14 protein-coding genes are annotated in these 19,529 nt (G+C 64.4%); 2 read left to right on the plus strand and 12 right to left on the minus strand.

The features are described from left to right. Positions 1-59 precede the first annotated feature (59 nt). The 3 genes from AC56LY_RS12125 to AC56LY_RS12135 are packed head-to-tail and all read right to left on the minus strand — an operon-like array spanning position 60 to position 2,252. Positions 60-386, minus strand: a complete 327-nt coding sequence (locus tag AC56LY_RS12125) for a TfoX/Sxy family protein (protein WP_499503032.1) — start codon at positions 384-386, stop codon at positions 60-62. Further along, the gene (locus AC56LY_RS12130; protein WP_499579712.1) at positions 386-1,354 is read right to left on the minus strand and encodes a quinone oxidoreductase family protein; all 969 of its coding nucleotides are present in this window, start codon (positions 1,352-1,354) and stop codon (positions 386-388) included. The genes AC56LY_RS12125 and AC56LY_RS12130 overlap by 1 nt, the downstream gene beginning before the upstream one ends. 10 nt (positions 1,355-1,364) lie before the next feature. Continuing rightward, the gene (locus AC56LY_RS12135; RefSeq protein WP_499579714.1) at positions 1,365-2,252 is read right to left on the minus strand and encodes an NAD(P)H-binding protein; all 888 of its coding nucleotides are present in this window, start codon (positions 2,250-2,252) and stop codon (positions 1,365-1,367) included. 361 nt (positions 2,253-2,613) lie between these two features. Here AC56LY_RS12135 and AC56LY_RS12140 point away from each other — a divergent pair, with 361 nt between their 5' ends. Then, complete coding sequence (locus AC56LY_RS12140; RefSeq protein ID WP_499579717.1) at positions 2,614-2,979, plus strand: MarR family winged helix-turn-helix transcriptional regulator; 366 nt, start codon at positions 2,614-2,616, stop codon at positions 2,977-2,979. Between the two features lie 210 nt (positions 2,980-3,189). On the opposite strand, the gene AC56LY_RS12145 is transcribed toward AC56LY_RS12140, so the two are convergent. The 4 genes from AC56LY_RS12145 to AC56LY_RS12160 all read right to left on the minus strand — a co-directional run bounded on the left by AC56LY_RS12145 (position 3,190) and on the right by AC56LY_RS12160 (position 7,627). Continuing rightward, entirely contained in the window at positions 3,190-4,158 is a 969-nt protein-coding gene (locus AC56LY_RS12145) for an HDOD domain-containing protein (RefSeq protein WP_499579719.1), read from the minus strand. Between the two features lie 171 nt (positions 4,159-4,329). Further along, on the minus strand, positions 4,330-4,869 hold the full coding sequence (locus AC56LY_RS12150; RefSeq protein ID WP_499579721.1) for an AAA family ATPase: 540 nt from the start codon (positions 4,867-4,869) through the stop codon (positions 4,330-4,332). Then, positions 4,866-5,459 carry a nicotinamide riboside transporter PnuC gene (pnuC, locus tag AC56LY_RS12155; protein ID WP_499579724.1) on the minus strand — a complete coding sequence of 198 codons (594 nt, stop codon included), beginning with the start codon at positions 5,457-5,459 and terminating at the stop codon, positions 4,866-4,868. Before pnuC ends, AC56LY_RS12150 begins: the two co-directional genes overlap by 4 nt. A 29-nt stretch (positions 5,460-5,488) precedes the next feature. Next, on the minus strand, positions 5,489-7,627 hold the full coding sequence (locus AC56LY_RS12160) for a S46 family peptidase (protein WP_499579726.1): 2,139 nt from the start codon (positions 7,625-7,627) through the stop codon (positions 5,489-5,491). 176 nt (positions 7,628-7,803) lie between these two features. Here AC56LY_RS12160 and AC56LY_RS12165 point away from each other — a divergent pair, with 176 nt between their 5' ends. Beyond that, positions 7,804-9,111 carry a GGDEF domain-containing protein gene (locus AC56LY_RS12165; RefSeq protein ID WP_499579731.1) on the plus strand — a complete coding sequence of 436 codons (1,308 nt, stop codon included), beginning with the start codon at positions 7,804-7,806 and terminating at the stop codon, positions 9,109-9,111. Position 9,112: 1 nt separating this feature from the next. Here the strand turns inward: AC56LY_RS12165 and AC56LY_RS12170 are convergent, their stop codons facing one another. Genes AC56LY_RS12170 through AC56LY_RS12190 form a run of 5 tightly spaced genes read right to left on the minus strand, consistent with a single transcriptional unit; the run spans position 9,113 to position 19,330 of the window. Next, positions 9,113-10,075 carry an HDOD domain-containing protein gene (locus AC56LY_RS12170; protein WP_499579733.1) on the minus strand — a complete coding sequence of 321 codons (963 nt, stop codon included), beginning with the start codon at positions 10,073-10,075 and terminating at the stop codon, positions 9,113-9,115. Positions 10,076-10,121: 46 nt separating this feature from the next. Further along, a complete protein-coding gene (locus AC56LY_RS12175) occupies positions 10,122-11,588 on the minus strand; it encodes an efflux transporter outer membrane subunit (RefSeq protein WP_499579736.1) in 1,467 nt (488 codons plus the stop codon). A gap of 5 nt (positions 11,589-11,593) precedes the next feature. Beyond that, entirely contained in the window at positions 11,594-14,875 is a 3,282-nt protein-coding gene (locus AC56LY_RS12180) for an efflux RND transporter permease subunit (protein WP_499579740.1), read from the minus strand. After that, complete coding sequence (locus AC56LY_RS12185) at positions 14,872-17,979, minus strand: efflux RND transporter permease subunit (RefSeq protein ID WP_499579743.1); 3,108 nt, start codon at positions 17,977-17,979, stop codon at positions 14,872-14,874. The genes AC56LY_RS12180 and AC56LY_RS12185 overlap by 4 nt, the downstream gene beginning before the upstream one ends. 31 nt (positions 17,980-18,010) lie before the next feature. Continuing rightward, positions 18,011-19,330 carry an efflux RND transporter periplasmic adaptor subunit gene (locus AC56LY_RS12190; protein WP_499579746.1) on the minus strand — a complete coding sequence of 440 codons (1,320 nt, stop codon included), beginning with the start codon at positions 19,328-19,330 and terminating at the stop codon, positions 18,011-18,013. Positions 19,331-19,529: the final 199 nt, after the last annotated feature.

Consider the following 19,529-nt stretch of genomic DNA (forward strand, 5'->3'; position numbering starts at 1 on the left):
CAGTAGGGTTTCGACCATTATGCTCGCCTGAATAGACGCCAGTAACCGCTGCCCACCGATTACTTCGCCGATCGTTTCGACGCTTCCACTCCGATTTTCACCCAGCGGGCCATCTCTTCAGCATCGTGGTAGGCGCTGTCGGGAACCGACCAGTAGGGCAAGTAAATCTTCTGGCGGTGGCCTCTACGACTGCGGTAGAACATGCGCGTGCCGCCTGCCTTCTCGATCTTCGCAGCGACCTTTTTGTCGCCTTTCACCAGCAGCTCGTCCTTACGCTGGAAGGCGATGATCTTGCCATGAAGGTAGATGCCCTTCCCGCCAAAAACGGGTTTGATCGATACTTTGCCAACCGAGACGAAGAAGTCGGAGATACGTGTATCGTCCATTACGCCGCCGCTTCTACGTCAAGCAGTACACGGCCAACCGGACGCTCGTTTTCGGCGTAGGCGTGAGCATCACCTGCATCCGCCAATTTGAAGGATCGTTCGATAGGCATGGTCAGCTCATCCGCTGCAGCACGCGTCATCAGGTCAGCGATCAGGGCACGCACACGTGGCGTGCCCATTTCTTTGCCGAACATGAAGCTGAACACGGTGAGACTTTTCGGTAGCAATTCCTCGAAGCCGAACTTGGCAGACGTGCCCCCCGATGCTCCAATAAGGCCGTAACGGCCTTTAAACGCGCAGGCGCCAAATAGTGGAATTCCGCCCGCCATATCGAGCACGAGATCGACGCCACGACCGTTGGTCAGTGCCTTCACGCGCTCTACCACATCCTCGACCTGATAGTCGATCAGGTAGTCGGCGCCCATCGTTGCGATGCGTTCCAATCGTTCCCGCGTTCCTGCGACCGCGATCACCTTGGCGCCGGCTTGATGTGCGAGCTGCACTGCAGCGACGCCGACACCGCCTGCAGCACCTCGCACCAGCACCGTTTCGCCCGGCTTCAGCCGGCCATACTCGAATAGCCCGTCATGTGCGGTCCCGAACTCGACCGGTACAGCGGCGGCAATCGAGAGATCCAGCCCATCGGGCACTGCATAGGCATGGTCGCGCTCGACCGCAAACAGTTCAGCATGACTCCCAGAAAAGGCAAAGCCCGCTACACGGTCGCCCGGCCGTAGGTCGGTTACCTCTGCACCGACTTTCTCGATTACACCTGCTGCCTGATAGCCGACGACATGCGGGGCGTCGCCTGGCGGAGGCGTGTTGCGGCGGTTGAGCAGGTCGCCGCCCTGGAGCGCTGCGTGCACGACGCGAATCAATACGGTGCTCGGGCTGATTTCAGGGTCCGTAACGTCCTGGTAGGCCAGCACGTCTGGCTCGCCATTGCGGTGATAAGCTGCAGCTTTCATATTCGTGTTCTCACTCTTCTTTCAGGTTATCAGCAGAAAAGTTCGCAGCCAAATAATCGGCAAAACGCTGTGGAGCACGGCCGGTAATGGTCTCTACTGCGTCACTGACAGGCGCCTCGCGGCGGTCAGCGAAAGGCATTAAGGTTGCCGTGGTAACTTCCGCTTCCATCTTCGTCATCGGTGTGTGCTCGGTCAGCCAGTCAGCATAGCTCTCGGGTGTCAGGTCGGGCACGTCGACCGGGCAGTCAAGGGCGGAGGCATAGTGGCTTGCGATTTGGTCGATGGTCAGTGTCTCCGGTCCAGTCAGCGACAGGATGCGCTTTTCGGGCATCGGATTGAGCAGCAGCGCAGCAATCGTCGCCGCAACGTCGTCGGGCGCGATCGGCGCGAGCGACGTATCCCGGCGTGGCCAAGCGAATACGTGTTGCGCCAGCCCCGCCTTGACTGAGGGCAGCTGGTCCAGACTTGCCCACCAAGTTGGTCGCACGATGGCGTAGGAGTTGAACAGGCGTCGTACATCCGCCTCGTTAGCAGTATGGCGCGCGGCGACTGGATCGGGTTCGCCAGGTCGTCCCTCTGTCAGCGGCACTGACTCACTGGACAGCTTCACTGCATAGCTGACACCGGCCTTTGCGGCGGCCTCCAACGCATTGCGCTCACGATCGGGCTTAGCGTCCCCAGCGGTAATGACACACACCGCGTCCGCGCCGACGAACAGGTCTGCAAGGCCATCAGGCTGGTCGAGGTCGACGACGTGCGTCTCAGCCGCGCCCTGCGCTTTTTCTCGGCCTTCCTCCGAGCCAACTAGTGCAATGACATGCGCTTTGTTAGCGATTAGATTACAGACTCGCGCACCGATATGGCCGCTCGCTCCGGTGATGACGATTTTCAGGCTCATGGTTCATCCTTTTGCTGTGATTGCTGATTCTAGTGAGGAGAGAATTAGAACTTCAGAACGCTGCTTAGAGTGCTAAGGCCAACAGTGGCGCATCGACGAGAGACTGAATAACCACGGGCGACAACGCAGATTCCAAGACATTTGCGAGGGCATTTCTCATAAAAGCATATTACCTGACATGCAAGTCTCTTGCTAGCAAGGTAAATGAGTCTAGAAAATGTGTCAAGGCGCGCACGAATGCAAAACGGCTTCACACGAAATTTCTTGTGAGTTAGGCCCTAGTACAATAGAGAGTATGACTACGAGACAAAATCGCCTTCGCAAGCAACTGTCGTTCGCCCTGTACAGCGCGGCGAATCGCATGGTGCGTATGCATAGACCTCTACTGGAACCATTGGGTCTTACATTTTCGCAATACTTAGTAATTCTCGAATTGCTGGATAGTGCGCCGGTTCCTGTTGGTGAATTGGGAAACCGGCTGGGAATGGATACAAGCACTATTACACCGCTGGTCAAACGTATCGAGCTAGCTGGTTTCGTCACTAGAACCAGAGACGTAAACGACGAGCGTCGTGTAATGGTGGACTTGACGGTAGCAGGGCGTGCCCTTGAATCGGACGTTCGTGGTATTCCAGATAAGATCGAATCGGTCTGTCGGCTTACCGAAGACGATGTCGAGCGCCTGCATGCAGACCTCGATGAGCTTGGGCATCCGACAACTAAATAATTGCTATCTACCTTCACGGGCGGTTGTGGAAGGCTTAGGAGACGGATTAATGTCGGCTCCCGGCCGAACCAGGCCATGTACACTTTGATGAAGGACTCACCCATCCGCGGCCAAGGTTAAAGGACCTTAATGACCAGTTGCAGGCAGTTGGCAGAGCTCAATCTACTCGGCTGTAGTTTACTGACCAACTAGATGGTTTGTCAGGCGCACTTAATCGGACAACTCCTGCAATTTGCCCAAACACCGCCGCTCAAACCCATTCAACCCCTGCATCACGAGCGGATCATCATCACCAATCACACCTGCATCCAGCAGCAGGCGCAACGTGGCGATGCGGTCCCCCAGCGCCAGCGCCTGCGCCGGATGCGAACCTTCCGGCTCATGCGCATGCGCGATGGCCTTGACGACATCCGGCGGAAAATCCCAGTGGCTGGCGATCACGGCCGACAGCTCGCGGCTGGCGGCAAAGAACGCAATGCCAAATTCGCCGGAGCCCGGCACCTTGCCTTCGCAGACGCGGTCGGCGATCTGGAACGCCACCTGCAATCCCAGGTTGTGCATCAGGCCCGCGAGATAGGACTCGAACACGCCGGCCGAGAGCCCCGGCGCCATGACGCTGGCAGCGAATGCGCAGCGTTCGGCATGCTTCCAGACGACGGGGGCCACCTTGCGCGCCACGCCCTGCGTCGTCACGCGCAGCAGCGGGCGAAACGCGATGCGTGCGAGCAGCATGCGCAAGCCGTTCAGGCCCAGCATCGTGACGGCGCCTTCGAGCGTTTCGATGGGCGTCACCGGGCGGTAATAGGCGCTGTTCGCTTCGCGGATCACTTCGGCAACCAGCACCAGGTCGCGCCCCACTTGGGCCGACAGCGCGCCCGTCGAGATGTTCTCGTCCGATAGCGCAGTCAGGAGCTGCGAGATCAGTTCGGGGATGCGTGGCACCAAGCCGGAGGCGCAGACAGGATCGGCGGCGAGCGAGCGCACTTCGTCCAGGATCTGCGCCTCCTGTTCGGGCGACGCCGCGCAGCGGCTGCTGGCCGTCAGCCAGCGGTAATAAGTGGCATGAACCTCGGTCGCCATGGCTTGACTGTCTTCGCCTGTCAGTGCCGCGCCGATGGCTGCGGGCACGACGGTTTCTTTCTCCGCGCCGCCCAGCAAGCGACCAATCCAATTTTTCATCGCGTTCCGCCCCGTGTTCAGAAAGTGGCATATTGTAATGCCACAAAGAAACAAATAGTCAGGTCGAGCGAACTATTTGCCGCCGATCGGCCGTGTCTCTGCATAACGGCGCAGCGCTGAACGTAAGCATGACGGGAATCAATGGGACGGCACGCGTGCCGCAAGCATCATTCAGGGCGCAGCGAGCAGCTGTTCCACTTGCGCCATGCGCTGCGGCAGGTCGCCTGCCAGGATGGTGTAGGCGATGCCGCGCGCGGCGAGCGTCTCGAGCAGCATCCGGTGCACCATCTGGCGCACCTCCTCCGATTCGCGCTGCAGGCCGTCCGGCTCCCATGGGCCGTCGGGCGCCGTCACCAATGTGACGGTGTAGGCATGGCGCGCGGCGAGGTGCGCGAGTTGGGCATCCACCCTGCCCCAGTACACCTGGCTGTACAACGCCGTCATCAGGGCTGTCGTGTCGCAGAACAGGTAGCGCCGTGCGACGCGAGCTGCTGCATCCTCGCGTGCCAGTTGCGTGCGCGCGATGCCGAACTGGTCCTGCTCGCGCGGCACGCGGGCCTGAACCTCGACGAATTCGCGCAGGTATTCCGGCACCCAGACCGTGTCATAGCGGCGCGCCAGCGCTTCGGACAGCGTGGACTTGCCCGACGATTCGGCGCCCAGGATCGCAATCCGGGCTACATCATCCACACCGGCAACGGGCATCTTCATGCCCGCTTCTCCGCATGCGCCGCCCAGGCGCGCAGGCCAGCGATGGCCAGCAATACGAACACGCCATACAGCACGGCCGTGAGCATCAGGCCCTTGTAGACATACAGGCCGACATACAGGATGTCGACGGCAATCCAGATGTGCCAGTTCTCGAGCTTCTTGCGCGCCAGGAGCAGTTGTCCAAGCAGGCTGCCAGCGGTCAGGAAGCCATCGGCGTGCGGCACATCGGTGTCGGTGAAATGATCGAGGAAGGTCGAAATCAGCACGAAGCCGGCGACCCACGCGACGAGTACCCAGGCGCGGGTACCGGGCCGCAGTCGCGTGACGACCAGCGGCGCATTGCCGGCGCCGCGCAGCCACATGCTCCAGCCCCAGATCGAGGCGCCGATGAACACGAACTGCAGCCCCATGTCGCCGTACAGCCGCGCCTCGAAGAACACCACCGCGTAAGTGGCCGACGATACGATCGAGAACAGCCAGGCCCAGTGCTTCTGGCGGATGTTGAGCACGACCGTGATGACAGCCAGCAGGAACGAGATCAGTTCGAGCGGTGACGTCACCAGGCCGGCGAGGACAAGGGGTTCGTTCATGCGTGGATGTATCCGGCTTACTTCTTCGCTTATTTCTTCGGATACTTGATCGTCATTTCCTTGAGCAGGTTGTCGGCATGATCGACCTCTTTCATCACCCACAGCATGTAGCGGATATCCACGTGGATCGCGCGCGTGATGGCGGTGTCGAAATACCAGTCCTTGGTGATCGATTCATAGGTCGAATCGAAATTCAGGCCCACCAGCTCGCCCCGCCCGTTCATCACGGCCGAACCCGAATTGCCGCCCGTGGTATCGGCGCTCGACAGGAAGTTGACCGGCACGGTGCCCAGTGCCTTGTCCTTGAACACGCCGTAGCGCTTCCCCTGGATGGCTTGCTTGAGCGCGGCCGGGACGATGAACGGGTCCTTGTCGGTTTCTTTTTCAAGAATGCCTTCGACGGTCGTGAATGGCCCTTTCAGCAGGCCATCGCGCGGCGCGTATGGCGACACCGTGCCATAGGTCACGCGCAGCGTCGAGTTGGCGTCCGGGTAGACCGGCTTGCCCTGCGACGTCTTGAATGCGATCACGGCCGCCATGTATTGTGGGATCACGCGTTCGAGATTGCCGTCGATCTCATTGCGCTGATTTTCCAGCGCCATGCCGGCGTCGTGCAGGCGCACGGCCAGCGCGATGAAGGGGTCGTTCGAGGCGCGGAAGGCCTGCGGGTCCTTGCCGATCCAGGCCAGGCGCCTGGCGGTGTCGGCCAGCTCGCTGCTGCGGTACAGCGCCGGCAGCGCCGCTTCGGTTGGCAGCAGCGCGTCGATGCCTTGCGGGCGCACGGCGCCATCGATGCGCGCGTAGCGGCCCAGCGCCGCCTTGTAGCGCGCTTCGTCCACGCCTGGCACGAACGACTGCTCGAGCCGCGTCAGGCGCGCCTTGATGAACGACAGGTCGCGTTCCTGGTAGCCGCCCTCGCGCTCTGCGTCCGGCTTCTGGCGCTCAAGGGCCAGGCGGTACAGCGTGCGCGCGCTCTTGAGCAGGTCGCTGTGGGTCGCTTCGTTCCAGGCGGCTTCCTGGCGTTGCAGCGCCATGTCGCGGGCAATCACGGCATCGAGTTCGGTCAGCAGGTTCTTGTTGGCGCCGGCGTGACTTTGCTGCCAGGTGCGGAACTCGGCGTCCTGCACGTCCTTGATGGCGGCGATGTCCTTGCGCGCGAAGCCGTCCATCAGGCCCTGCGTCTTTTTCAGCACGTTGTTCAGGCTCTTGGCTACGCTCGCGTAGCGCACGTCCCAGGCGGGATTGTCCCTGGTTGCGGCGGCGATGGTGGCCAGGTCGGCCGTGATCGTGGCTGCCTTGGCCGGGAAATCGACGTCGCGCGCGAAGCGGATCTCGCTTGGCAGCTTGTAGCGGCTGGTGCGGCCCGGGTAGCCGGCCAGCAGGATCGGATCGCCGTTCTTCAGGCCTTCGGCCGACACCACCAGGAAGTCCTTCGAGCGGTATGGCACGTTGTCCGGCGACGGATCGGCCGGGCGGCCGTCCTTGCCAACGTAAGCGCGCAGGAACGAGTAATCGCCCGTCTGGCGCGGCCACTCGTAGTTGTCGATGTCACCGCCGAAGTTGCCGATGCGGTCCGACGGCGAATGCACCAGGCGCACGTCGCGGATCATCAGCTGCTTGATGCGGTAGTACTCCAGGCCGCGGTGAAACGCCGGCACCGAGCAGCGCGTCGATTTGTCGGTTTCGCATTCGGCGATCAAGGCCTTCACGCGCGCGGCAACCAGCGCATGACGCTCGCTGCCCGACAGCGTGGGGCTCAGGCCATCCAGAACGCGCTTGGTGACGTTCTCGACCTTTTCGGTCACGTAGATCAGCGTGTTCGGGCCGCCCGGCAGTTCTTCAGCGCGGGTCCTAGCCAGGAAGCCATTGACGATGTAGTTCTGTTCCGGGGTCGAATTGCGCTGGATCGCGCCGTAGGCGCAGTGGTGGTTCGTGACCACCAGACCATCGGGCGACACGAACGAGGCCGAGCAGCCACCGAGCGACACCATCGCGCTCATCGGATGCTTGCGCAGATCGGCCAGCTTCGCGGCCGGCATCGTGATACCGATACGTTTCAGTTCGGACGAGAGCTGCGGCAGCTGGTGCGGTTGCCACTGGCCTTCGTCGGCAAAGGCGGCGGTCGCGGCGCCCAGGAGGGCGACAGGCAGGAAAATCGATTTGAACAAGACAACACCCTGGATGAAAAATGCAATGCGGGAGTATATCGCCGTTGTGTCAAAACGGTGTCGGAATGTTGGCCACGCGACGGCCGGTTCGGCCGCGTCAACACCGCGTCATATTGGTCTGGCAGGATGTAATATTGTCGTTTTGCAAGACAGGCATTCAGGGGAGGCATGCAAACATGACAAGCGAGTCGCCACTGTACCGACATACTGTCCTGTATCTGTGCCAGAGTTTCTTCATCAAGGACAACCGGGCAGAGTTGCTGCTGCACGCGCACAAATACGATTTCGATATCCGCTTCTTCAGCGAGCTGGCGCAATATGTCGCGGCCGTCGACGCCGATCGCGGCGCCAGCCTGTTCGTGATCGACCTCGATACCCTGCACAATATGCAGGCCGACCTGCAGGATGCGCGCAAGACGCTGATGCTGGGTGAATTGCTGGCGCGCCTGCCGCCCGGTCACAGCTACGTATACCTGCAATCGAGCCGCCAGGGCAGCCGCTTCCTGCTGCAGCAGCGGCTGGTCGACAGCCATTGCCTGGCGTATGCCGAAAAACCGATCGCCAACGATGTGCTGGTCGACAAACTGTTCAACCTGTTCGTCCAGAGCAAACGGGGCGATGCCGTCACACTGGTCACGCTCGGCCTGCCCGGCAGCCTCGATGATGCGGCGCTGCGCGATCAGCGCATCGACATCAGTTACCACGCCGAGCCATCGACACTGCACCTGCGCGTCAAGGAATTGCAACCGGATCTGGTCTTGATCCCCGACAGCGACTATCTGCGGGTGGACGCCCTGGCGCGCGTGATCCAAAAGAATATCGAGGCCGATCCGGTGCGCGAAATCGTACTGCTGCAGCGTCGCCCGGACGACGCCCTGGCCCGGCGCGCACTGGGCGATGGCTTCGATGCGGTGTTGCCCGACACCGGCTCGGGCATGCTCGAAGCGCAACTGGCCAACCGCGCAGCCAAGATCCGCGTCAACAAGGATTTGATCGGCAAGGACCGCGCCACGGGCCTGCTCAACAAGATCGGGCTGCGGCGTAAAACACAGGACCTGATCCGCCAGGCCACGCTGGAAGACAAGCCATTGGCATTCGGCGTCATCGACATTGACAAGTTCAAGACCATCAACGACACCTGGGGCCACCATTTCGGCGACATCGTCATCAAGCGGCTATGCCTGTGCCTGGCGCCACAGATGGACGAGCGCGATCTGCTCAGTCGCTTTGGTGGCGAAGAATTCGTGGTGGTGTTCTGGGATTGCACGCTGGCGCAGGCCTGGGCCCGCCTCGATGCGCTGCGCGCGGCCTTCGGCGCCATCGCGTTCCAGGTTGCGCCGGGCGATGAACGGCACTTTTCGTTCAGCGGCGGCCTGGCGGCGTTTCCGGCGCAGCGCAGCGAAAACGAACTGTTCGTGCAGGCCGATGCGATGCTCTACACGGCCAAACAGGGTGGGCGCAACCGGATTTGCCCGGCGCCCTGAGTTAGCTTCTGACGTCGGCCAGCTTGCCCAGACAGCGCCGTTCGAAGCTGTTCAGGCCATCGGTGACGAGATTGTCGTCCTCCGCCACGACGTGGGCATCGATCAGCACGTGCAGCTTGGCGATCTGGTCGCCCCGCTCCAGCGCCCGGCCCAGCGCCGATGCAGCCGGCGTGCCGGTACTGGCGATGGCATGCACGACATCCGGCGGGAACTCCCAATGCGCTGCGATCGACGCCGACAGACCGCGGCTGACGGCAAACAAACGGGCACCGAATTCGCTCGAGCCGGGAATCTTGCCCGCTTCGGCTGCGCGCTCGGCCAGGCGAAACGCCACCAGCAAGCCCAGGTTCTGCATCAGGCCGGCCAGGTAAGCTTCAAACACGCCGGCAGCCATGCCCGGCGCCATCAGGCTCGACGCCAGCGCGCACTTCTCGGCCTGATGCCAGACTAGCGGCGCAGCGTGGCGCGCAAAGCCGGTGTCGGCCATGCGCAACAGCGGGCGGAACGCGATCCGCGCCAGCAACATGCGCAAGCCGTTCTGGCCGAGCATCAACAGCGCGGCATCGAGCGACTTGATGGGCTGCAGCGGGCGGTAATACGCGCTGTTGGCTTCACGGATCACTTCGGCCACCAGCACTGTGTCGCGTTCGACCGAGCGCGCGAGCGCGCCCTGCGATACAGCGTCGTCGGCCAGGTCGCGCAGCAGTTCAGGGATCAGTTCGGGGATACGCGGCACCAGGCCGCTGGCCGCGTTCGGATCGAGCGCCAGCGTACGCACCAGGTCCAGCAGGTGTTCTTCGACGTCAGGCGTGGCTTCGTAACCGGCCGATGCGGTCAGCCAGCGGTAATACGCACCGTCGACCTGCACGGCCAGATCGGCCGCAGGTTCACCGGCCGGCGATTCGCTCGCGTCCACGGCTGGCGTCTTGTCGGCGCCCAGCATACGGTCAATCCATTTTTTCATAAAGTCGCTCGAGCCTCGGATGCGTCATTGTAAGCCCAGACGCGGCTCAATTGACAATTGCCGGTGCGTTGTCGATGCTGCCCTCGACCCAGCCGCCGCCCAGCGCCTGGATCAGCGACACGGCGGCGGTCTGGCGGTCGGCCTGCACCTGCACCAGCTGGCGCCGCGCATTGAGCGCCGTGACCTGCGCCTGCACCACCTCGGTATAGCTCACCTGCCCCGACTTGTAGCGGTTCAGGATCTGCTCTTCGACCAGGCCCGCCGCTTCGGCGGCCTCGACGCGCAACTGCTGCTGCTGCTCGAGCACGCGGGTGGCGGCCAGGCCATTCTCGACATCGGCGAACGCCGTCAGGACCACCTGACGGTAGCTGGCGACGGTGGCTTGATGGCGCGCCTCGGCGCCTTCGACGCTGGCACGCGTGGCGCCGGCATTGAACAGCGTCTGCGCCGCCGACAGGCCGAACGACCAGGCCGCGTTCGACAGCGAGAACAGGTCGCCCACGCGGCTCGTGTTGTTGCCGTACGAAGCCGACAGCCCGAAGGTCGGGAAGTAGGCCGAGCGCGCGATGCCGATGTCGGCATTGGCCACAGCCACATCGCGCTCGGCGGCGGCGATGTCGGGCCGGCGCTGCAGCAGCGTGGATGGCACGCCCACCGGTACGGCCGGCACCACCACCTGCCACGGCGTGCTGGCCAGCGCGAAGCTCGACGGGCTCTGGCCGACCAGCACCGCAATTGCATGTTCGAGTTCGGCGCGCGAGCGCGCAAGGCCAAGCGCGTCGCTGCGCGCCGTGGCCAGTTGCGTCTGGGCCTGCAGCACGTCCGAACGCGCAGAGACACCGGCCGCGAAGCGGTTCGACGTGATCTGGAGTACGCGTTCATAGCCCTCGATGGTGGCCGTGAGCATGCCGATCTGGGCATCCGTCTGGCGCAGCGAGAAGTAGTTGATGGCCAGCTCGCCAAGCGCCGCGAGGCGCACGCTGGCCAGGTCGGCGGCGCTGGCCTGGGCGCTGGCTTCGGCCGCATCGACCGCCGTGCGCAGGCGGCCGAACACGTCCGGCTCCCAGCTCGCGCCGATCTGCAGGCGGTAGGCGCTGGCGGCGCCGCGGTTAGTGTCGCCGCTGCCGCTACTACGACCACCGCCGGCGCGATCGCCCCCGGCGCCAAGCGACACCACCGGGAACAGTGACGCGCGCTGCTGCGCGACGATCGCACGCGCCTGCGCGTAGTTGGCCACGGCCACGGCGATGTTCTGGTTGGCCACCTCGACCTGACGGCTGAGGCGATCGAGTTCCGGATCGTTGAACAGCTGCCACCAGGGACCGCGCTCGAGCGCGTCGGCGGGTGCGGCAGGCGCCCAGCCCGGCAAGGGCGCGTTGACGCCCTTGTAGATTGCCGGTACCGGACCGGCCGGCAGCGCGGCAGGCCGTTCATAGGCCGGCCCGACGGCGCAGCCGCCAAGGCCGAGGGCCAGTGCGAGAACGGTCAGGCGCAGGGAAGCAGAGATTTGCATGGGCATCATGGTTTGGCGAGCGATGGACCGGTACCCGGCGTCGGGTCGACGTCGTGCGGGTGGCGGGTCAGCGCGTGTTCATCGGGTTTGCGGGTGCGCAGCTTGTCGAGCAGGACATACACGACCGGCGTGGTAAGCAGTGTCAGGAGCTGGCTGGCGACCAGGCCGCCGATGATGGCGATGCCCAGCGGCCGGCGCAGCTCGGAGCCTTCGCCGAAGCCGATCGCCAGCGGCAACGCCCCCAGCGCGGCGGCCAGCGTCGTCATCAGGATCGGGCGGAAGCGCAGCATGCAGGCTTCGCGCACCGCTTCCATTGCGGTAAGGCCCCGTGCGCGCTCGGCCTCCAGCGCGAAGTCGATGATCAGGATCGCATTTTTCTTCACGATGCCGATCAACAGGAACACGCCGATCAGCGCGATGATCGAGAACTCCATCTTGAACATCAACAGCGCCAGCACCGCGCCCACACCCGCCGACGGCAGCGTCGAGAGCACGGTGATCGGATGGATCAGGCTTTCGTACAGGATGCCGAGCACGATGTAGATGACGATAATGGCAGCCAGAATCAGCAGCGGCTGCTCCTGGCTCGATGCCTGCGCCGCCGCAGCGGTGCCCTGGGAACTGCCGCGCACATTGGTCGGCATGCCGATGTCGGCTTCGGCCTGGCGCACGGCGGCTTCACCGTCGGTCAGCGTGAAGCCTTCGTTCAGGTTGTACGACACCGTGGTGGCCAGTTCGCCATCCTGGTGGCTGACCGAGGTGGCGGTCGCGCTTTCGGCGAAGCTGGCGATCGCCGACAGCGGCACCATCGTCGCGGCGCTGTCGGCCAGCGCCTGGCCGCCGGACGGATCGCGCGCCGCCGTCAGGCTCGCTGTCGCCGAGGTCGCCGCGCCTGCAGCGCCGGCGGCGGCAGCCGTGCCGGTGCTGGACGAGACCACATTCTGGCTCCCGCCAGCGGCCCGCGCCGGCACGTACACGTCCTTCAGCGCTTCGGGCGACTGCGCATACTTCTGCGCCACACCCATCACGACGTGGTACTGGTTCAGCTCATCATAGATGTTTGCTACCTGGCGCTGGCCGAACGCGTTGTACAGCGCATTGGTGACGTCGCGCGTGGTGATGCCCATGCGCGCCGCACTCTCCTTGTCGATGGTGACATAGGTTTCCACGCCGTTTTCGGCCTGGTCGGTGTCGACGTCGACCAGCGCGGGCTGCCCTTTCATGGCCTCGGCCAGTCTGGCAGCCCACAGCTTGAGGTCTTCGGCATTGTCGCTCTTGAGCGTGTACTGGTAGGTGGAGTTGCTCGAACGCCCGCCCATGCGCAAATCCTGCACTGGGTTCAGGAAGATCGAGATGCCCGTGACCTTGGCCAGTTGCGGACGCAGGCGCGCGATTACGGCCTGCGCTGCGACATCGCGCTCGCTCACCGGTTTGAGATTGACGAACATGAAGCCGCCGCCGGCGCGCCCGCCGCCCGTGAACGCCACCACCGTTTCAACCGCCGGATCCTTGCGGATGATCTCGACCAGCTGATAAATCTTCTTCTGCATGGCCTGCGACGAAATGCTCTGGTCGGCGCGGATGCCGCCATTCATCTGGCCCGAATCCTGTTGCGGGAAGAAGCCCTTCGGTGCATTGGTAAACAGGTAGATGTTGAGACCAACCGTAAACAACAGGATGATCATGACCAGCACCTTGCTGGCCAGCGCCCAGTCCAGCGCATGCTCGTAGACGCGCAGCACGCGCGCAAAGCCGCCTTCGGACCAGCGCGCGAGGCGCCCCGGCTTCTTGTCCTTGTCTTCGGGACGCAGCAGCCAGGCGCACATCATCGGCGTGGTGGTCAGCGAAATCACGAGCGAAATCATGACCGCCGCTGACAGCGTGACGGCGAATTCGCGGAACAGACGCCCCACCTGCCCGCCCATGAACAGCAGCGGGATGAACACGGCCACCAGCGACAGTGAAATCGACAGCACCGTGAAGCCCACTTCGCGCGCACCGAGCAATGCCGCCGCCATGCGGTCCATGCCGTTCTCGATATGGCGCGCCGTATTTTCCAGCACCACGATGGCATCGTCGACGACAAAGCCGGCGGCCACCGTCAGCGCCATCAGCGACAGGTTGTTGAGCGAAAAGCCCAGCGCATACATGACGCCGAAAGTGCCCAGCAGCGAGACCACCGTGGCCACTGCGGGAATCACGGTCGCGCGCAGGCTGCGCAGGAACACGCTGACCACGGCCACCACCAGCACGATCGACAGCACGAGCGTGAATTCGATTTCGTGCAGCGAGGCGCGGATCGAATTGGTGCGGTCCGACGCGATCGCCAGCTGGATGTCGCCGGGCAGCTGCGCCTGCAGCGACGGCAGCAGGTCGCGGATGCCGTCGACGGTCTCGATGACGTTCGCGTCGGGCTGGCGCGTGACCAGCACGATGACGGCGGGCCGCCCGTTGAACAGGCCCAGCGTGTAGATGTTTTCTGGGCCATCGAACACGGTGGCCACGTCGGACAGGCGCACGGCGGCGCCATTGCGCCACGCGACCACGAGGTCCTTGTAATCGGCGGCGCTGCGTCCATCGCCGCCGGCCGGCTGCGAATAGATCTGCAGGCGGTTGCCGTTGCCTTCGATCTCGCCCTTGGGGCGGTTCGGGTTGGTGGCCTGGATCGCGGCGCGCACGTCTTCGGCCGAGACGCCATAGCGGTTCAGCGAATACGGCACCAGCTCGACGCGTACGGCCGGCAGCGAGCCGCCGCCGATTTCGACTTCGCCGACGCCCTTGACCTGCGCCAGGCGCTGCTGCACGAGGTTCGAGACCGACTCGAAAATCTCGGCCGGCTCTTTGGTCTTGGACGTCAGCGCCAGGATCAGCACCGGCGCATCTGAAGGGTTGGCTTTACGGTAGGTCGGATTGCTGCGCAGCGTGGCCGGCAGGTCGGCGCGCGAGGCGCTGATCGCCGCCTGCACTTCGCGCGCGGCGGAATCGATCTGGCGATTCAGTTCGAATTGCAGGTTGATCCGGCTCGATCCGGTGCCGCTGCTGGATGTCATTTCATTGACGCCGGCAATCGCGCCAAGGCGCCGCTCGAGCGGCGTGGCCACGCTCGACGCCATCGTTTCCGGACTGGCGCCCGGCAGCGACGCCGACACCGAAATGGTCGGGTAGTCGACCTGCGGCAGCGGCGCCACCGGCAGCACGAAGTAGGCGGCGATGCCGGCCAGCGCGAGGCCGATGGTCAGCAGCACCGTGGCGATCGGCCGCTCGACGAAGGGGCGCGACAGGTTCATGCGCCCGCCCCCTCGGTTTTGCTTTCAGCGTCACCTTGGGCTTTACCCGTCAGGCGCCGTGCGGTACGGTCGAACGCCAGGTAGATCACCGGCGTCGTAAACAACGTCAGCAGCTGGCTCAGGACCAGGCCACCGAACATCGCCAGGCCCAGTGGGCGGCGCAGCTCGGCGCCCTCGCCCGTGCCCAGCATCAGCGGCACGGCCGCAAACAGCGCCGCCAGCGTCGTCATCAGGATCGGACGGAAACGCAGCAAGGCCGCCTGGCGGATCGCGTCGAGCGGCGACTTGCCTTCTTCGCGCTCGGCCTCGATCGCAAAGTCGATCATCATGATCGCGTTCTTTTTGACGATGCCGATCAACAGGATCATACCGATGATGCCGATCACGCCCAGCCCCTGGCCACTGACCCACAAGGCCAGCAGCGCGCCCACGCCGGCCGACGGCAGCGTCGACAGGATGGTCAGCGGGTGGATATAACTTTCATACAGCACGCCCAGCACGATGTAGACGCAGACGACGGCCGCCATGATCAGCCACAGCTGGTTTGACAGCGACGACTCGTAGGCACCGGATGCGCCCAGGAACGTCATGCTGACCGAGGCCGGCATGCCAAGGTCGACGGCAGCGGCGCGAATCGCGGCCACCGCATCGCCCAGCGACGCGCCGGCCGCGGTATCGAAACCGACTGTGGCCGCCGGGTACTGCGCCACGTGGATCACCTGCAGCGGCGCCTGGCGCTCGCTGATCGTGGCCACCGCCGACAGCGGGGTCGACTGGCCCGAGCCGGTGCGCAGTTGCAGCCGGCCCAGCGCGGCAATCGACATCGCCTTGTCCTGCTGCGCCTCGAGAATCACGCGGTACTGGTTGGTCTCGGTGAAAATCGTCGAGACGATCCGCTGGCCATAGGCGCTATAGAGCGCATCGTCAATCGACGCGGCCGTGATCGACAGGCGCGAGGCCGTGTCGCGGTCAATGTCGATGAAGGCGGCAGCGCCGGTCGCGCCGGCATCGGTGACGGCCGTGCGCAGCTCGGGCAAGGTGCCGATTCTGGTCGTCAGCTTGCGTGCCCACTCGTTGACCAGGTCAGTGTCGGCGCCTTCGACCGAGAAGCGGTACTGGGTCGGGCCGCTTTCGGCGTCGATCGTCAGGTCCTGGGTCGGCTGCAGGAACAGCTGCAGACCTGCCACACCCGCCACGCGCTCGCGCAGACGCACCATCGTTTCGGCCTGGTCGCCACGATCGGCCTTCAGGTTGATCAGCATGGTGCCGGTATGGAGCATCGTGTTGTTGGCCGCGTCGACGCCGACGTACGACGCGACCGATTCGACCGCCGCATCCTGCATGATGCGGCGCGCCGCTTCCTGCTGCAGCTTGGCCATATCAAGGTACGAGATCGACTGGCGTGCCTGCACGCGCGCCTGCAGCTGGCCGGTGTCCTGGGTCGGGAACAGGCCTTTCGGAATGATTGTCCACATCACGGCAGTCAGCACCACGGTGGCCAGGGCGACGAGCAGCGTCAGGCCCTGGCGCTTCAGCACCCAGCCCAGCATCACGTCGTAGCGCGCGATCACGCGGTCGAAGAAGGCCTGGAACTTGACGGCGAAGCGGCTTGGCTTTTCGTTCTCATGGCTGCGCAGCCAGCGCCCGGCCATCATCGGCACGAGCGTGAGCGACACCACGCCCGAGATCAGGATCGTGATGGCCAGCGTGACGGCAAATTCGCGGAACAGGCGGCCGACCACGTCGCCCATGAACAGCAGCGGGATCAGCACGGCGATCAGCGAGACGGTCAGCGAAATGATCGTAAAGCCAATCTGCGTGGCGCCCTTGATTGCGGCGGCCATCGGCGCTTCGCCTTTTTCGATATAGCGCGCGATGTTCTCGATCATCACGATCGCATCGTCGACGACAAAGCCGGTGGCAATCGTCAGCGCCATCAGCGACAGGTTGTTCAGGCTGTAGCCAAGCAGGTACATGACACCGAAGCTGCCGATCAGCGAGATCGGCACGGCCAGGCTGGCAATCACGGTTGCGCGCAGGTCGTGCAGGAACGCGAAGATCACCAGCACCACCATGATCACGGCCAGCACCAGCTCGATCTGCACGTGCTTGACCGAGGCGCGAATGCCTGTGGTGCGGTCGCTCAGCACATCCATGCGCAGCGCGCTTGGCAAACCGGCCTGCAGTTCGGGCAGGCGCGCCTTGATTGCGTCAACGGTGGCGATGACGTTCGCACCCGGCTGGCGCTGCACGTTCAGGATGATCGCAGGCTTCATATTGGCCCAGGCGCCCAGGCGCACGTTCTCGGCGCTGTCGACGACCTTGGCCACTTCGAGCAGCTTGACCGGCGCGCCGTTGCGGTAGGCGACGATCAGGTTCTGGTAGTCGGGCACCGTGACCAGCTGGTCGTTGGCATTGATCGCGTACGAACGCGTCGGGCCGTCGAAGCTACCCTTGGCGCTATTGGCGTTGGCGGCGGTGATCGCGGTGCGCAGCGTGTCGAGGCCCAGGCCATACGATGCGAGGGCGGCAGTATCGGCCTGGATGCGTACGGCCGGGCGCTGGCCGCCGGACAGCGACACCTGGCCCACGCCGGACACCTGGCTGATCTTCAGGGCCAGGCGCGTGTTGACGAGGTTCTGGACTTCAGTCAGCGGCAGCGTGTCGGACGTGATCGCGAGCGTGAGCACCGGCGCGTCGGCCGGATTGACCTTGGCGTAGACGGGCGGCGCCGGCAGGTCGGTCGGCAGCAGCGAGCCACCGGCATTGATCGCGGCCTGCACTTCCTGCTCGGCCACGTCGAGCGTCTCGCCCAGCGCGAACTGCAGCGTGACCATCGACACGCCGGCAGCGCTGGTGGAACTCATGCGGGTCAAACCGGCCATCTGGCCAAACTGGCGTTCGAGGGGTGCGGTGACGGTACGCGCCATGACTTCGGGACTGGCGCCCGGGTACAGCGTCTGCACCTGGATGGTCGGGAAGTCGACCTGCGGCAGCGCCGCCAGCGGCAGGAAGCGGTAGCCGACCAGGCCCGAGAGCACGATCGCCAGCATCAGTAATGCGGTGGCGACCGGACGCTGGATAAAGGGGGTGGAGGGGCTCACGCGTTGCTCCCGTGCGCGCAATGCCGCACCATCATCGCTGCGCTCCCTGCGCCGGCCGGCCTGCGCCCTGGCGTGCGCCCTGCCCCGCGCCACGCGCGCCGCCCGGTTTATCGCCCGGCAGCACCACGCTCGCGCCATCGCGCAGACGGTCGGCGCCTTCCGTAATCACCTGCTCACCGGCTTTCAGGCCGCTGGCGATCTGCACCTTGTCCACCGTCGCCTGGCCGCGCGTGACGGTGCGCAGCGACACGGTGCGCTTGGCAGCGTCGAGGACGTAGACGAAGTCGCCGTCGGTACCGTGGCGCAGCGCCGTGACCGGCACCTGCACCGCATTCTGGATCGTGTTGACCGTCAGACGCAGGTTGACGAACTGGCTCGGGAACAGCTTGCCATCCGTGTTGGTAAAGCGGGCCTTGGCGCGCACGGTGCCGGTCGACGTGTCGACCTGGTTGTCCAGCGCGATGAAGCTGCCCGTGGCCAGCGCATCGGTGCGGGTGCGGTCCAGCGCCGTGGCCGGCAGCTTCGCGCCTTGCGTGATGCGCTGCTGAAGCACCGGCAAGCCGTCCTGCGGCACCGCGAATTCGACGTCGATCGGCGCCAGCTGCGTGATCACGGCGATGCCGGCAGTGTCGCCACTGCCCACCAGGTTGCCCACGTCGACCGTGCGCAGGCCGACGCGTCCGCCAATCGGTGCGCGCACCGTGGCGTAATCGAGATTGAGCTGGGCCGTGCCTTCGGCGGCGCGGTCGATCGTCGCCGTGCCTTCGAGCTGTTTGACCAGCGCGGCCTGGGTATCGACTTCCTGGCGCGCGATCGAATCCTGTTCGAGCAGGGTCTGGAAGCGTTTGAGCGTGACGCGCGCGCTGTCGAGCTGCGCTTCGTCGCGCTGACGCTGTCCACGTGCCTGCAGCAGCGCCATCTGGAACGGGCGCGGGTCGATCGTCGCCAGCACCTGGCCCGGCTTGACCAGCTCGCCCTCGGTAAAGTGGATCTTCTGGACCACGCCCGAGACCTGCGGGCGCACGGTCACGATGGCAGCCGGCACCACGGTACCCAGCGCTTCGAGCGTGACGGGAATGTTGGCCAGCGTTGCGGTCGCGACACCGACCGTCGTCGCCGGGCCGCCCCGTCCGCCGCCAGGGCCACGACCACCGCCACCGCCCCCACCAGGCCCGCCTGCCGACATGCCCGGTCCGCCCGGGCCGCTAGCAGGCGCCGGATTGATCAGCGTCCAGGCCAGGTAACCCAGGGCGGCCATCGACAGCACGGCGATGGTGCCGCCGATGACACGGGTGCGCTTTTTACGCGGCGGGCGGCTGGTGGCGGGAGGGATCGGAGAATGCTGGTCCATGCTTGTCCTTGTCGATTTTTTTGTCAATGCGCGCTACGCACTACTACTCACGACGACTGTAGCATGCGAGTTTCACATGGAATGTTTCGTAACGTACATAGAATACCGGGCGAACCGGCCTTGAAACGCCGCCCGGTTACCCCCGCTTGACACCGATTTACACCGATTTACACGGTTAGCCCCTGGATGACGGCAGTAA

It is taken from the genome of Telluria sp. ZT3P25, from assembly GCF_059685895.1.